Source organism: Cellulomonas iranensis NBRC 101100 = JCM 18110 (genome assembly GCF_001552375.1).
In the GTDB taxonomy this organism is placed as follows: domain Bacteria; phylum Actinomycetota; class Actinomycetes; order Actinomycetales; family Cellulomonadaceae; genus Cellulomonas; species Cellulomonas iranensis.
Window position 1 is genome coordinate 22,653 of sequence record NZ_BCRB01000005.1, and the last position, 13,593, is coordinate 36,245.

Here is a 13,593-nt window from a genome sequence, read left to right on the forward strand (position 1 = left end):
GCACCGCGTCACCGGCCGGAGCCGGCGCCGTCCGTCCGCTCGCGGCGCGCGGCGGTCGCCCTCTGCACCACGTCCCGCGCGACCTCGCGCAGCTTGACGTTGCGGTGCTGGCTCATGGCCGACAGGTGGTCGAACGCGTCGTCGGGCGTGCCGCCGCGGTGCGCCATGATCACGCCCTTGGCCTGGTCGATCGTCGCGCGCGACTCGAGGGCCTCACCGAGCTGCGCGACGAGCGCCCGCAGCTCGTCGCGCTGCCGCGACCCGGTGAGCACGGCGGCGACCGTCCCGGCCACGAGCTCGACGGCCTCGACCTGGTCGGCGGTGTGGACCTGGTCGCCGTAGCACGTCAGCACGCCCCACCGCCGGTCGCCGTACTGCACGGGGACGGCGGTGGCGGGTCCGCCCGTGGCGGTCTCGGAGTGCCGGGCCACGCGCGGCCAGCGCGGGTCGGCCGTCCACCGCGCGCTCGTGACCGTGGCCCCGTCGCGGTACGCGTCGAACGACGGCCCCTCGCCCGCCATGACCTGCCAGCCGTCGGCCCGTGCGGCGCCCGGGCTCGTGGTCGTGACGTGCGTCGGGGCGTCCGGCTCGCCCAGCGTGAGCGAGACGTCCTCGACGCCGGGCAGCGTGCGCCGCACCACGAGCAGGAGCTCGTGCAGCGACGCGAGCGAGCCGGAGTCGACGGGCTGCATGCGGGCCAGCTCGGCGAACGCCTCGGTCCGCGCCGCCTCCGCGTCGTCCTGCCCTGGCCGCACCGGGTGCCCCTTCCGCCGCGTCGCGCCGCCCCTGCGAGGCGCGCGTGGGGATGCCCCTGGGTCGACGGGGGCGGGTGCGCGCCTGCGACGTCCTCACCTTGGCACGCGTCTCGGGGCCGCTCAAGGGGACCGGCCCGGGCGGGCGCCGCACCCCCTCACCGCAGCGGCGGCAGCACCTGGTGCGCGTCGAGCACGCCGCGGAACGGGTCGCCGACGTCGGCGAGCCGGTCGAGGACCGTGCGCACCGTGAACGCGTCGGGGCGCAGCCAGTCGGCGTCGAGCTCGTCCCACGTGATCGGTGCCGACACGGGCGCGCCCGGGGCGGCGCGCGGGCTGTACGGCGCGACGAGGGTCTTGTTGACGGCGTTCTGCGTGTAGTCGAGCCGCGCGTGGCCGCCGCGCTCGCGCACCTCCCACCGCCAGCTCACGAGGTCGGGCACGACCTGGCCGACCGTCCGCGAGAGCCGCTCGACCCACGCGCGCGTGTCGTCGAACGACGGCCCCGGGGCCACCGGGACCCAGATCTGGATGCCGCGCTTCCCGGTGAGCTTGGGGTACGCGCGGACGCCCAGGTGCTCGAACGCGTCGCGGTGCAGGCGGGCCAGCAGCACGAGGTCGTCCCACGTGGTCGACGTCCCGGGGTCGAGGTCCACCAGGGCGTAGGTCGGCAGGTCGGGCGCGTCGGTGCGCGACGTCCACGCGTGCCACTCGAGCGCGCCGAAGTTCGCGGCCCACACGAGCGCCGCGGGCTCGTCGACCACGAGGTAGGTGGTGGTGTCGCCCGGGTCGACGTCGGGGCGGTCCCACCGCGGCACCCAGTCGGGTGCGTGGTCGGGGAGCTGCTTGTGCCAGAACCCCGCGGTGCCGGCGCCCTGCGGGAACCGGTGCATGTTGAGCGCGCGCCCCGCGAGGTACGGGAGCACGACGGGCCCGACGCGCGCCGCGTACCGCAGCAGGTCGCGCTTGGTGACGGGCGGCTCGCCGTCGCGGCCGCCGAACAGCTCCTTGTCGAGGTTGGTGACGCGCAGGCGTCGGCCGTGGACCTCCCACGTGCCCGACGCCCCCAGGTCGTCGAGGGCCGCGAGCGCGTCGTCGTCGGCGGGCAGGGGTGCGGGTGGTGGCGGCGACGCGTCCCGCAGGTCCACCTCGGCCTCGGCCGCGGGCACGCCCGAGCGCCACAACCGGTCCGGGTCGGCCGCGACCTCGTCGTTGGTGCGCCCCGACACGACCGACGTCGGGTGGTCCTCGGCGTCCCAGCCGTCGACCGCGTGCTCGTCGTGCTTGTGGATCAGCAGCCACTGCTCCTTGCCGTCGCCGCCGTCCCGCCCGCGCCGGTCGCTGCGCACCAGCAGGAACTTGCCGCGCAGCCGCTCGCCGTGCAGCTCGGCGTGCAGCTGGCCGTCGCGCAGCTCCGCGGCCGGGTCGTCGCTCTTGTACGGCACCCACGTGCCGCGGTCCCACACGATCACGTCGCCACCGCCGTACTCGCCGCGCGGGATCACGCCCTCGAAGCCCGCGTACTCCAGCGGGTGGTCCTCGACGTGCACGGCCATGCGCCGCACGCCCGGGTCGAGCGTCGGGCCCTTGGGCACGGCCCAGCTCAGCAGCACGCCGTCGAGCTCGAGGCGGACGTCGTAGTGCAGCCGGCGCGCGCGGTGCCGCTGCACCACGAACCGGCGCTCGACCGCGCCGTCCGTGGCGGGCGGCGCCCCGGACGGCTCGGGCGTGCGCGTGAAGTCGCGCATCGCGCGGTACGTGCCGAGCGCGTCCGATCCGCTCACGCCACCTCCCGGCCCGTCGTACCGACAGCGTGCGTCGCGTCGGGAGGGCCCGCAACCGTGCACGTCCGTCCACCAGGGTGCGGATCGTCCGGGGCGACGCGACGATCGGGGGACGGCGAGCGAAGGAGCACCCGATGAGCGAGAACCCCGGCCCCGCGGACCCCGGCGGGCACACCCACGACCACACGCACGAGCACGACCACCCGCACGACCACGACCACGCGCACGACGCCGACCAGACGCAGCCGCCGGTCGACACGGGCCCCGGCCCGGACGAGGCGGACGTCAACCACGGGCGGCGCGAGAGCGGCCGGCACGTCGCCGACTGACCCGACCGCCGAGTCCGCGCGGTGCGAGTCGGCCGCCCGGACCCGGGCGAAACCGGACGCCCGTCCTGCGGGGCGGGCGTCCGCACCGTAGAAAGGACGAGGTGAGCACGCACCTCGAGGACTACGCCCTCCTGTCCGACCTGCGCACCGGCCCGCTCGTGTCCCGCGACGGCAGCATCGACTGGCTGTGCCTGCCGCGCTTCGACTCCCCCGCGGCGTTCTCCGCGATCCTCGGCGGACCCGACGACGGGCGCTGGAAGCTGTCGGCGGTCGACGGCGAGGTCATCGAGCGGCGGTACCTGCCGCAGACGTTCGTGCTCGAGACGACGTGGCGCACGCCCACGGGCACGGCGCGCGTGACGGACTTCCTGCCCCTGACGTCGGGGCGCGACGACCTCGTGCGGCAGGTCGAGTGCCTCGAGGGCACGGTCGAGGTCGAGCACGACCTGCGCCTGCGGTTCGACTACGCGCGCGCCACGCCGTGGGTGCGGGTGGTCGACCACCACGGGCGCGAGGCGCTGCAGTCGCTCGCGGGCCCCGAGGGGATCCTCGTCACGGGTCCGCTGCTGACGCGCGTCGACGGCGACGACGGCGTCGCGCAGGACGGGACGTCCGCCGAGCCGGGCGCGTTCTCCGCGGCGGGCGGCGCGCGCACGCCGCGGCTCGGCGGCCGGTTCCGGCTCGAGGAGGGCGACGTGCTCGACTGGGACCTCGTGTGGTTCCCGTCGTACGCGGACCCGCCCGAGCCGATCGACGCCGACCAGGCGCTCGCGGCGGCCGTGAGCTTCTGGACGGACTGGTCGTCGAAGCTCGAGGTCCGCACGACGCACGACCCGCTCGTGCTGCGCTCGCTGCTGGTCCTGCGCGCGCTCACGCACGGAGAGACGGGCGGGATCGTCGCGGCGCCGACCGCGTCGCTGCCCGAGGAGCTGGGCGGCGTGCGCAACTGGGACTACCGGTTCGTGTGGCTGCGGGACGCGGCGCTGACCATCGAGGTCGCGGTCGCGCACGGCCTCACCGAGGGGGCGTGCCTGTGGCGCGACTGGCTGCTGCGCGCGGTCGCGGGCGACGCCGACGACGTCAAGATCATGTACGGCGTGGGCGGCGAGCGGGAGCTCGACGAGAAGGAGCTCGACCACCTCGACGGCTACGAGGGCTCGCGGCCCGTGCGGATCGGCAACGGCGCGGCCGACCAGTACCAGGCCGACGTCGTGGGCGAGGTGATGATCGCGCTGGGCATGCTGCGCGACGCGGGCGTCGGCGAGGACGAGTACACCTGGGGCCTGCAGAAGAGCCTGCTGCGGTACACCGAGACGCACTACGACCGGCCCGACCACGGCATCTGGGAGATGCGCGGCGACCTGCACCACTTCACGCACGGGCGCGCCATGATGTGGGCCGCGTTCGACCAGGGCGTGCGCGCGGTCGAGGAGCACGGGCTCGACGGGCCGGTCGAGCGGTGGCGCGAGCTGCGCGACCGGTTGCGCGCCGAGATCGACGAGCGCGGCTACGACCCCGAGATCGAGAGCTTCACGCAGACGTACGACAACGCCGAGGTCGACGCGTCGCTGCTGCAGCTGCCGCACACGGGGTTCCTCGCGTACGACGACCCGCGCATGCTCGGCACGGTCGCGCGCATCGAGCAGGAGCTGACCGACGAGCACGGCCTGGTGCACCGGTACCGCACCGACACGGGCATGGACGGGCTCGAGGGCGACGAGCACCCGTTCCTCATCTGCTGCTTCTGGCTGGTCGAGCAGCACGCGAACAGCGGCCGGCTGGAGGACGCCGAGAAGCTCATGGCGCAGCTCGTGGGCTACGCGAACGACCTCGGGCTGCTGAGTGAGGAGTACGACCCGGACGCCGGGCGGCTGATCGGCAACTTCCCGCAGGCGTTCAGCCACATCGGGCTGATCCGCGCGGCGGACGCGATCGCCGCGGTGCGGGCGCGCGAGGGCGGCGCGGGGTGAGGGCGGACTGAGGGCGGGGTGAGAGCGGACTGAGGCCGGACCGAGGTCGGGCCGGCCGGCCCGGCTCAGGAGACCGTCAGCACCGTGCCGGGCGGCACCTTGCCCCACAGCAGGTCGAGCACGTCGGCGGTGACGCGCACGCACCCGTTGGAGATCGCACCCGTCGCGGTGAACGGCGACGTATGGATCGCGGTCGCGGACGTGCCGGTGCGTCGGTCGTAGGCGTCCATGGTCTCGCTCTGGCTCGACAGCAGCAGGCTGCGCGGCGTGTACGTGCCGGGCTGGTCCCACTGCGACCCGGTGAGGAACTGCGCGGCCGCGGGCGTCGGGGTGCCGGGCGCACCGACCGCGAGCACGGGCACCGTGCGGGGCGTCGTGCCGTCGTCGATCGTGAGCGTGAGCGCCGCGCGGTCCAGGTGCAGGCGCCAGCTCGTGCCGCTCGCCACGGTGTCCTCCTCGCGGATCCACGCGGTGCGGCCGTTGACCTGCGCCGGGTCCTGGCTGGGCAGCGCGCTGCGGGTCGCGACCATGACACGCAGCCACCCGGCGCGGCGCTCCACCACGGGCAGCACGGTCGGCACGTCGAGCGTCGCCGTCGGCACGGTGCCGCGCGGCGTGCCGGACGGCGCGTCGTACGCGGCGGTGTCCCGCACGACCGTCGCGGTGCGCCACGTGCCGAGCGCCGGGTCGTCGGAGCGCAGCTGCTCGAGCCCGTCGTCGCCGGGCAGGCCCGGCACGACCACGCGCGGCTCGACGACCGGCAGGGCCGTGAGGTCCACGGGCGCGAGCACGGGCGGCGGCGGCACGGCCGCCTTGGCCGCGACGACGGGCGCGCGCACGACCACCGTCTCGGGCGTCGCGGCGGGTGACGACGGTGCGCACGCGGTCGCGAGCGTCACGACGGCCGCCACGAGGGCGGCGGCCGGACCGGGGCGCGGCGGGGTGCTCACACGTCCATGGTGCGCCCGGCCGGGCGAGGGCACCAGGGCGCCGGCGCCCTGGCCTTCCCGGCTCGCGGCGAGGCCGTCCCGGCGCGGGGCGGAGGCCGTCCCTGCGCGGGGCGGGCGCCGACCCGACGCGGTCCACGGCCGACGGGCGCCGCGCCCGGCAGCGGTCAGCGGGTGTCCGCGGGCACGACGAGCGGCGCACCCGTCACCGGGTCGGGCACGACCGTGGCGTCGAGCCCGAACACGTCGTGCACCCGGTCGGCCGTCACGACCTCGGCGGGGTCGCCCTGCGCGACGACGCGCCCGTCCTTCATCGCGACGAGGTGGGTCGCGTAGCGAGCCGCGTGGTGCAGGTCGTGCAGCACGGCGACGACGGTGCGGCCCTGCACGTGCAGGTGGTGCAGCAGCGTGAGCACCTCGAGCTGGTGCGTGACGTCGAGGTAGGTGGTCGGCTCGTCGAGCAGCACGAGCGGCGTGTCCTGCGCGAGGACCATCGCGATCCAGGCGCGCTGCCGCTGCCCGCCGGACAGCTCGTCGAGGCGGCGGTCGGCGATGTCGGTCGTACCGGTCGCGGCGAGCGCGCGCTCGACCGCGTCGACGTCGGCCGCCGAGTAGCGGCGCAGCACGCGCTGGTGCGCGAACCGGCCGCGCGCGGCGAGCTCGGCGACCGTGATGCCCTCGGGCGCGGTCATGGTCTGCGGCAGGAACGCCAGGCGCCGGGCCCGCTCGCGCGCCGCGTAGGAGGTCAGCGGTGCGTCGTCGAGCAGCACGCGCCCCGCGGCGGGCGTGAGCAGCCCCGACAGCGCGCGCAGCAGCGTGGACTTGCCGCACGCGTTGGGGCCGATGATCACGGTGAACGAGCCGTCGGGCACCGCGAACGTGAGGTCCTCGCTGACCGTGCGGGCGTCGTAGCGCAGCGTGACGCCCTCGGCGCGCAGCCGCGACGCGGTGCCGAGGTGGTCCGGCGACGTGGTGGCGGTCTCGGCGGTCATCGGGTCCTCGCCTCTCGGAGCAGCAGCCACAGCAGGTAGGCGCCGCCGATCACGACGGTGACGACGCCGACGGGCACGGTCAGGGGCAGCACGTGCTGCGCGACGAGGTCGGCGCCGAGCAGCACGACCGCGCCGACGCCCGCGCTCGCGGCGAGCGGGATGCCGGGCGACCCGGCGGCGCGGCGCGCGATCTGCGGGGCCGCGAGCGCGACGAACGCGACGGGCCCGGCGACGGCGGTGACGGCGCTGACGAGCCCGACCGCGGCGACCAGCAGCACGGTGCGGTCGCGGCCCGCGGCGACGCCGGTGGTCGCGGCGACGTCCTCGCCCAGCTCGAGCTGCGCGAGCGCACCGGCGCGGGTCGCGACGACCGCGAGCAGCACGACGACGCACACCGCGACGGGCCGCACGAGCTCGGCGGTCGCGGTCGTGAGCGTGCCCGCGCCCCAGGCCGACGCGAGCAGCGCGGTCTCGAGGTCGGCGCGCAGCAGCACCCACGTGTTGAACGCGCCGAGCATCGACGACACCCCGATGCCGACGACGATGAGCCGGAACCCCTGCAGGCCGCCGCGGTGCGCGAGCAGGTGCACGACCACGGCCGTGAGGACCCCGCCCACCAGGGCGCCGACCGTGCGGGACGCCCAGCCGCCGCCCAGCGACACGAGCGCGATCAGCATGCCCGTGAACGCGCCGTTCGACAGGCCGACGACGTCGGGGCTCGCGAGCGGGTTGCGCGTCACGGCCTGGAACACGCCGCCCGCGACGGCGAGCGCGGCCCCGAACAGCACGGCCGCCGCGACGCGCGGCAGCCGCCACTCGAGCACGACGGTCGCCGCGAGGCCCTGCGTGCGGCCCGTGAACGCGCCCACGACGTCGGGCCACGGCACGGGGAAGTCGCCGACCGCGAGCCCGACGACCGCGAGGACGAGCAGCACGGCGGCCAGCACGACGCACAGCACGCCCTCGCGCACGCCGACGCCCACGTGCAGCCGGTCGGTGCCGACGAGCACGCGCGGGCGCGGTCCGCGCAGCAGCCGCACGGGTGCGGCACGGCGCGCGGGTGCGGCCGCGGGGGCGGCGGTGCCGGCGGCGTCGCGCACGTCCGGGCGCGTGGCGGTCACAGCGCCGTGGCCCGTCGGCGGCGCGCGAGCGCGATCATCACGGGCGCACCGACGAACGCGGTGACGACGCCCACGGGCATCTCGCCGGGCGGCACGGCGACGCGCCCCACGACGTCGGACGCGACGACCAGCACGCACCCGCCCAGCAGCGACCCCGCGAGCACGCGGCGCTGGTCGGTGCCCAGCGTCCACCGCACGACGTGCGGGACCATCAGCCCGACGAACGCGACGGGCCCGGCGATCGCCGTCGCCCCGCCCGTGAGGACCGTGACCGCGGCGAGCACGAGCACGCGCGTGCGACGCACGTCGACGCCCTGCGCCTGCGCGACGTCGGGCCCGAGCGCGACCGCGTTGAGGCTGCGCGCCGTGAGGGCCGCGACCAGCAGGCCCAGCACGACGAGCGGCAGCACCGGAAGCACGACCTGGGGGCCGCGCTCGAGCAGGCTGCCGGCGGCCCAGCCGCGCATGCGGTCGAACGTGTCGGGGTGCGTGAGCGTGAGCCCGCTCGTGAGGCCCGCGAGCACGGCGCCGACCGCGACGCCCGTGACGACGAGCCGCGCGGGGCTCGCGCGCAGGTCAGCCGCACCGCCCAGCACGTGCACGCCGACGGCCACGACCAGCGCGCCGAGGCACGCGAGCCACATGTACCCCGCGGGCGTGGTGACGCGCAGGAACGTGATGCCCAGGGCCACCGCGAACGCCGCGCCCGCGTTGACGCCGAGCAGGCCCGGGTCGGCGAGCGGGTTGCGTGTGAAGGCCTGCATGAGCGCGCCAGCGACGCCGAGCGCGCCGCCGACCACGAGGCCCGCGAGCGTGCGCGGCAGCCGCTGGTCCCACACGACGAACCGCGCGGTGTCGGTGCCGCGGCCCAGCAGCGCGTCCAGCACGTCGCCCGGCGGCACGGGGTTGGCCCCGACCAGCACCGACAGCGCGACGGCCCCGAGCAGCACCGCGAGCGCGCCGACCACCCAGCCGGCGGCGTGCCGGCGCGGCGGGCGCGCCCGGCCCGGCGACCGGAGGGTCGCCGGGCGGGCGGTCGGTGCTGCGGTGCTCACGGGTGCGCGGGTCGGCGGGTGGGGGTCAGGACGCCGCGGAGAGGATCTTCTCGATGTCGTCGAGCACGGCCTGCCCGCCGAGCGGGCCGACGCCCGTGATCCACCACGCCTGGTCGACCAGGTGCAGCTGCGGGAACGCCGCGGCGTTGGCGCGCACGGCCTCGGGGACGCTGGACTCGTCGGTCACGTCGGTCGTCGTGACGAACACGTGGTCGGCCTTCGCGTCGAGCACGTTCTCGGGCGAGACGTCGACGGAGATCGAGTTCTCCCAGTCGCGCTCGGGGGTCGTGAAGCCGACGCACTCGAGCGTGCTGCCCGCGAACGACGTGGGCCCGTAGAGCGTGAGGATGCCGTCGCGCGGGCGGATGAGCTGCGCGGTCTGCCCGGCGGTGCCGAACTCGTCGGCGATCTCCTGGCAGCGCGCGTCGTACGCGTCGAGGAGCTTCTGCGCGTCGGCCTCGTCGCCCAGGGCGGTCGCGGTGAAGCGCACGTTGTCCTGCCACGGGTCGGTCTGCGTGGCCATGAAGACGGTGGGCGCGACGTCCGAGAGCTGGTCGTACAGCGCGGAGTGGCGCGACTCGGTGCCGATGATGAGGTCGGGCTGCAGGGCCGCGATCTTCTGCACGTTCGGCTCCTGCACGGTGCCGACGGTCTGCACGTCGGCGGCGGCGTCGCCGAGGTAGGCGGGCACGCCGAGGGCCTCGTTGAGCACGGCGGCGCCGACGGGCTCGACGCCCAGCGCGACGGCGGTGTCGAGCTGCACGGGCTCGAGGACGACGACGCGCTGCGGGTGCGCGGGGACCTCGGTCTCGCCGCGTGCGTGCTCGACGACGCGGGGCGCGTCGGACGCGTCGGCGGAGGCGGACGGCGTGGGGTCGGCGGTGCCGGCGTCCGCGTCGGCGGCGCACGCCGAGAGGCCGAGACCGAGGGCCGTGACGGCCGCGAGCACCGCGACCCGCGACCGCACCGTGGAGACTGCTGAACGCACGCCAACTCCTTCGTCCGTGACGGTCCGCCCGTCGCGAACCGGGGGTGACGTTAGCAAAGCCTTACCTCACCGCGTACGTGCGGTCCGTCACACGGCGACCGCGTAGCCAGCGGGTTCGGGTGCGGGGACGCCGCGCGGGCGGTCGTGCCAGTACCCCTGCGCGTGCACGCGGTCGGGCGCGAGGCCCGCACCGGCGAGCGCGGCGCGCGCCCCGGCCAGGCGCGTGCTCTCGGTCGCGACCCACGCGTAGAACGCGTCGCCCGCGGCCGCGGCGGCGGGCCCGTGCGCGGCGGCCCACGCCTCGACGGCAGCGACGAGCGCCTGCCCCCCGCGCCGTCCGTCGCGCAGCAGCACGTGCACGTCGTGCCCGGCCGTGACGTCGTCGAGCGTCGCGGCGTCGGCCGCGTGGCCCGCCTCCAGCAGGACCGTCGCGCGCACGCCCGCGGGCAGCGCCGCGAGGATCCCTCGCACGGCGGGGTACGCGGTCTCGTCGGCCGCGAGCAGCACCCGCTCGGTCGCGCCGCCGGGACACCACTGCACGCCGTGGTCGGGCGCGCCCGCGCGCACGTCGGGGCCCGAGACCAGCAGCGGGTCGCCGGGGCGCGCGGCGAGGGCCCACTCGCTCGCGGGGCCCGCGGGGTCGTGCACGTAGAAGTCGAGGTCGAGCTCGCGCGCGTCGGGCCGCACCTCGTAGGCGGTGTAGCTGCGCAGCACGGGCCGCCGGTGCTCGGGGACCGCGCGCCACACGCGCCGCCACTCGCGCTCGGGCAGCCCGGGCAGCAGGCCGTCGCACGGCTCGCCCAGCAGGATCTTGATGCGCTGGTCGAGCCCGTAGGGCGCGAACACGCCCAGGTCGGGCCCGGTGAGCGTCGCGCGCACGAACCCGGGCGAGAGCCGCACGACGCGCGTCACGACCGTCGCGAACAGCACGTTCGGCGACGTGCGGAAGCGGGGCTCGACGGCGGGAGGCACGGGATAAGGGTTGCCATACCTCAGCCCTCACGTCCAGTCCGCGCGGGCGCGCCCAGGAGGGAGACCGACCGCGACGACGCTTCCGGCCGGCACAGGCGGAGTGAAGGGTATGGCCGTAGGCTTCAACTCGTGACGAACCGGGGAGAAGGATGACCACCGACCACCCGTGGCCGGCGGTCGACCACGAGACGCTGCCCTGGGCGGCGACCAGCCCCTACCTCGACGCGTTCCAGCGACGGCGCGTCGCGCGGCCCTACGAGGCCGCCGTGCCACCGTCGATCGCGGCGGCGCACCCTCGCGTCAGCGCCCGGGTGGCGGCGCTCACCGAGGAGGCGACGCTCGACGTCGCACGCTTCGACAGCGCGATGGCGTCGCTCCCCGTCCCCATGCCGACGGTGCTCCTGCGGACCGAGTCGGCGTCGAGCTCGCAGATCGAGCACCTCACCACGAACGCGCGCAACCTCGCGCTCGCGTCGCTCGGCGTGCCGTCCCGGCAGAACGCCGACCTCGTCGCAGCCAACGTCCGAGCCATGACGGGCGCCCTCGCCGCGGGCGACGACGTCACCGCGGCGGGCATCCTCGCCGTCCACCGCGCGCTCCTGGCGGAGTCGGAGCCCGAGACCGCGGGACGCTGGCGCTCCGAGCAGGTGTGGGTGGGCGCTTCGCCGATCAGTCCGCACGGCGCCGACTTCGTCCCGCCGCACCACGACCGCGTTCCCCTGCTCGTCGACGACCTCGTCGCGTTCGCCGCACGGGACGACGTGCCGGCGCTCGTCCTGGCGGCCGTCGTCCACGCCCAGTTCGAGACCGTCCATCCGTTCACCGACGGCAACGGGCGCACCGGGCGCGTCCTGGTCCACACGGTCCTGCGTCGACGCGGTCTCGCGCTGCACACGACGGTCCCGGTGTCCGCCGGGCTGCTGCGCGACCCGGAGTCGTACTTCCGCGCGCTCGGCGCCTACCGGGACGGCGACCTCGACCCGATCGTCGAGCAGATCGCGTCGGCCGCGGTCGCCGCGACCGCGAACGGCCGCCAGCTCGCCGCCGAGGTCGTCGCCGCCCGCGCGCGCTGGCGCGACACGATCACGGCACGGTCGGACTCGGCAGCGTGGCCGTTGTCGGACCTGCTGTTCTCCCAACCCGTCGTGACGGCCGAGTACGCGGCCCGCGCGCTCGGGGTGTCCGACCGGGCGGCACGGAACGCGATCGAGGTGCTCCAGGAGGCCGGGGTGCTCCACTCGCCGTCGACGGGCCACCGTGCGCGGGTGTGGCAGGCCGCCGAGGTGCTCGCCGCGATGGACGCCTTCTCGGCACGGGCGGGGCGGCGACGCGCGGGACGGTGAGCCGGGCGCCGCACACTCGGGCCCGGCCCGCGCCGATTCGCCGACTCTCAGCGCCGCGGGACGAGGACCACCCGGACCTCGGGGAGGTCGCCGAACCGCGCGCGGGCGTCGCACGACGCGACCGTGCGACCGTGCTCGGCGGCGTGCGCCGCGATGATCAGGTCGTGCGCCCCCCGCGGCTGGCCCGCGCGGCGGACGTGCGCGATCAGACGCGCGTGCTCGGCGGCGGTGCGCTCGGTGTAGTCGAGCACGGTGATCGCCGACGTGATCGCGGCGAGCACCCGCGCGCGGTCGGCCGCCCGTCGCGCGGTGTCGGCGAGCTCGATGCCCGTGCGGAACTCCGCGACCGTCACCGCGGCGATCGCGAGGTCGTCGTCGTCGAACAGGTCGCGGTCGACGGTGCCGCGCTCGTAGGCGATGAGCGTCGTGGTGTCGAGGATCAGCCGGCGTGCCACGGGTCGCTCTCGTCGGTCGTGAGCAGCGCGGTCGCGCCGGCGACGTCGCCCTCGAGGTCGTCGTCGAGCGTGGGGACCCCCGCCAGCGCCGCGCGGAGCGCGCTGCCGGTCGTGGAGACCGCGGGCGCGATCTGGGCGACGACGCGCCCGCCACGCGTGATCGCGATCGTGTCGCCGTGCTCGACGGCGTCCAGCAGGTCGGAGAACCCGCGCGAGGCGCGCGTGGCGGTGACGGTGCGCATGACAGGATCGTACGCGCACATCTGAGAATCTGATAGGAGTGACCCCGTAGTTGCCGCGGGTGCGCGCCGTCGGCCCGCGGGCGACAGTGGGGCAATGACGTCGGACACCTGGCACCCGCGTACTCCCCCGCCCGGCGGTCGCGCCGCCGCCCCGCCCGGGCCCGGGCAGGAGTCGGTGTGGGACTACCCGCGCCCGCCCGCGGTCGTGCCGAGCGACGAGCACGTCGTCGTGCGGCTCGGGGACACGGTCGTCGTCGACACGCGCCGCGCGCTGCGCGTGCTGGAGACGTCGCACCCGCCGACGTACTACCTGCCGCTGGCCGACGTCGCACCGGGCGCACTCGTGCCGGTCGCAGGCGCCTCGACCGTGTGCGAGTTCAAGGGCCGTGCGACGTACTTCGACGTCGTCGGCACCGACGCGGGTACGCGCGTCGTCCGTCCGCGCGCCGCGTGGGGCTACCCCGACCCGCGGCCCGGGTACGAGGCCCTGCTCGACCACGTCGCGCTCTACCCGGCCGGGCTGGTCTGCACGGTCGACGGCGAGGTCGTCGAGGCGCAGGAGGGCGACTTCTACGGCGGGTGGCGCACGCGCCGCGTCGTCGGCCCGTTCAAGGGCGGCGCGGGCACCTGGGGCTGGTGACGC

Annotated in this window: 14 protein-coding genes; 4 read left to right on the top strand and 10 right to left on the bottom strand. The window is 76.2% G+C overall.

Features of this window, described 5'->3' with window-relative positions; translation table 11 throughout:
* Positions 1-8: 8 nt before the first annotated feature.
* Both CS2_RS01440 and CS2_RS01445 read right to left on the bottom strand, forming a co-directional pair.
* Positions 9-755, bottom strand: a complete 747-nt coding sequence (locus CS2_RS01440) for a GAF and ANTAR domain-containing protein (protein WP_070318589.1) — start codon at positions 753-755, stop codon at positions 9-11.
* 155 nt (positions 756-910) lie between these two features.
* A complete protein-coding gene (locus CS2_RS01445) occupies positions 911-2,536 on the bottom strand; it encodes a non-homologous end-joining DNA ligase LigD (RefSeq protein WP_233421027.1) in 1,626 nt (541 codons plus the stop codon).
* A gap of 134 nt (positions 2,537-2,670) precedes the next feature.
* On the opposite strand from CS2_RS01445, the gene CS2_RS01450 reads away from it, so the two are divergent.
* Both CS2_RS01450 and CS2_RS01455 read left to right on the top strand, forming a co-directional pair.
* The gene (locus CS2_RS01450) at positions 2,671-2,865 is read left to right on the top strand and encodes a hypothetical protein (RefSeq protein WP_156441939.1); all 195 of its coding nucleotides are present in this window, start codon (positions 2,671-2,673) and stop codon (positions 2,863-2,865) included.
* A gap of 101 nt (positions 2,866-2,966) precedes the next feature.
* On the top strand, positions 2,967-4,835 hold the full coding sequence (locus CS2_RS01455; protein ID WP_070318591.1) for a glycoside hydrolase family 15 protein: 1,869 nt from the start codon (positions 2,967-2,969) through the stop codon (positions 4,833-4,835).
* A 65-nt stretch (positions 4,836-4,900) separates the two neighbouring features.
* On the opposite strand, the gene CS2_RS01460 is transcribed toward CS2_RS01455, so the two are convergent.
* From CS2_RS01460 to CS2_RS01485, 6 genes are all read right to left on the bottom strand, one after another.
* Positions 4,901-5,785 (bottom strand): L,D-transpeptidase, encoded by an 885-nt coding sequence (locus CS2_RS01460; protein WP_070318592.1) that lies wholly within the window; start codon positions 5,783-5,785, stop codon positions 4,901-4,903.
* Positions 5,786-5,949: 164 nt separating this feature from the next.
* Complete coding sequence (locus CS2_RS01465; protein WP_070318593.1) at positions 5,950-6,774, bottom strand: ABC transporter ATP-binding protein; 825 nt, start codon at positions 6,772-6,774, stop codon at positions 5,950-5,952.
* Positions 6,771-7,895 (bottom strand): FecCD family ABC transporter permease, encoded by a 1,125-nt coding sequence (locus tag CS2_RS01470; protein WP_233421028.1) that lies wholly within the window; start codon positions 7,893-7,895, stop codon positions 6,771-6,773. Before CS2_RS01470 ends, CS2_RS01465 begins: the two co-directional genes overlap by 4 nt.
* Entirely contained in the window at positions 7,892-8,950 is a 1,059-nt protein-coding gene (locus CS2_RS01475; protein WP_082739631.1) for a FecCD family ABC transporter permease, read from the bottom strand. The genes CS2_RS01470 and CS2_RS01475 overlap by 4 nt, the downstream gene beginning before the upstream one ends.
* Positions 8,951-8,975: 25 nt before the next feature.
* A complete protein-coding gene (locus tag CS2_RS01480) occupies positions 8,976-9,938 on the bottom strand; it encodes an ABC transporter substrate-binding protein (protein WP_070318594.1) in 963 nt (320 codons plus the stop codon).
* A gap of 87 nt (positions 9,939-10,025) precedes the next feature.
* Positions 10,026-10,910 carry a siderophore-interacting protein gene (locus tag CS2_RS01485; protein ID WP_070318595.1) on the bottom strand — a complete coding sequence of 295 codons (885 nt, stop codon included), beginning with the start codon at positions 10,908-10,910 and terminating at the stop codon, positions 10,026-10,028.
* Between the two features lie 149 nt (positions 10,911-11,059).
* Here CS2_RS01485 and CS2_RS01490 point away from each other — a divergent pair, with 149 nt between their 5' ends.
* Entirely contained in the window at positions 11,060-12,253 is a 1,194-nt protein-coding gene (locus tag CS2_RS01490) for a Fic family protein (RefSeq protein WP_070318596.1), read from the top strand.
* Positions 12,254-12,300: 47 nt separating this feature from the next.
* Here CS2_RS01490 and CS2_RS01495 read toward each other — a convergent pair whose 3' ends face one another.
* Together CS2_RS01495 and CS2_RS01500 are read right to left on the bottom strand one after the other, a co-directional pair.
* Positions 12,301-12,708, bottom strand: a complete 408-nt coding sequence (locus CS2_RS01495) for a PIN domain-containing protein (protein WP_070318597.1) — start codon at positions 12,706-12,708, stop codon at positions 12,301-12,303.
* A complete protein-coding gene (locus CS2_RS01500) occupies positions 12,693-12,950 on the bottom strand; it encodes a type II toxin-antitoxin system Phd/YefM family antitoxin (RefSeq protein ID WP_070318598.1) in 258 nt (85 codons plus the stop codon). The genes CS2_RS01495 and CS2_RS01500 overlap by 16 nt, the downstream gene beginning before the upstream one ends.
* Before the next feature lie 94 nt (positions 12,951-13,044).
* Between CS2_RS01500 and CS2_RS01505 the strand changes: the two genes are divergently transcribed.
* Positions 13,045-13,590, top strand: a complete 546-nt coding sequence (locus CS2_RS01505) for a DUF427 domain-containing protein (RefSeq protein WP_070318599.1) — start codon at positions 13,045-13,047, stop codon at positions 13,588-13,590.
* Positions 13,591-13,593: the final 3 nt, after the last annotated feature.

Excerpts from the sequence above, each read along its gene's own strand:
- CS2_RS01450 (WP_156441939.1), top strand. The coding sequence starts at position 2,671 with ATGAGCGAGAACCCCGGCCCCGCGGACCCCGGCGGGCACACCCACGAC.
- CS2_RS01465 (WP_070318593.1), bottom strand. The coding sequence starts at position 6,774 with ATGACCGCCGAGACCGCCACCACGTCGCCGGACCACCTCGGCACCGCG.
- CS2_RS01490 (WP_070318596.1), top strand. The coding sequence starts at position 11,060 with ATGACCACCGACCACCCGTGGCCGGCGGTCGACCACGAGACGCTGCCC.
- CS2_RS01500 (WP_070318598.1), bottom strand. The coding sequence starts at position 12,950 with ATGCGCACCGTCACCGCCACGCGCGCCTCGCGCGGGTTCTCCGACCTG.
- CS2_RS01505 (WP_070318599.1), top strand. The coding sequence starts at position 13,045 with ATGACGTCGGACACCTGGCACCCGCGTACTCCCCCGCCCGGCGGTCGC.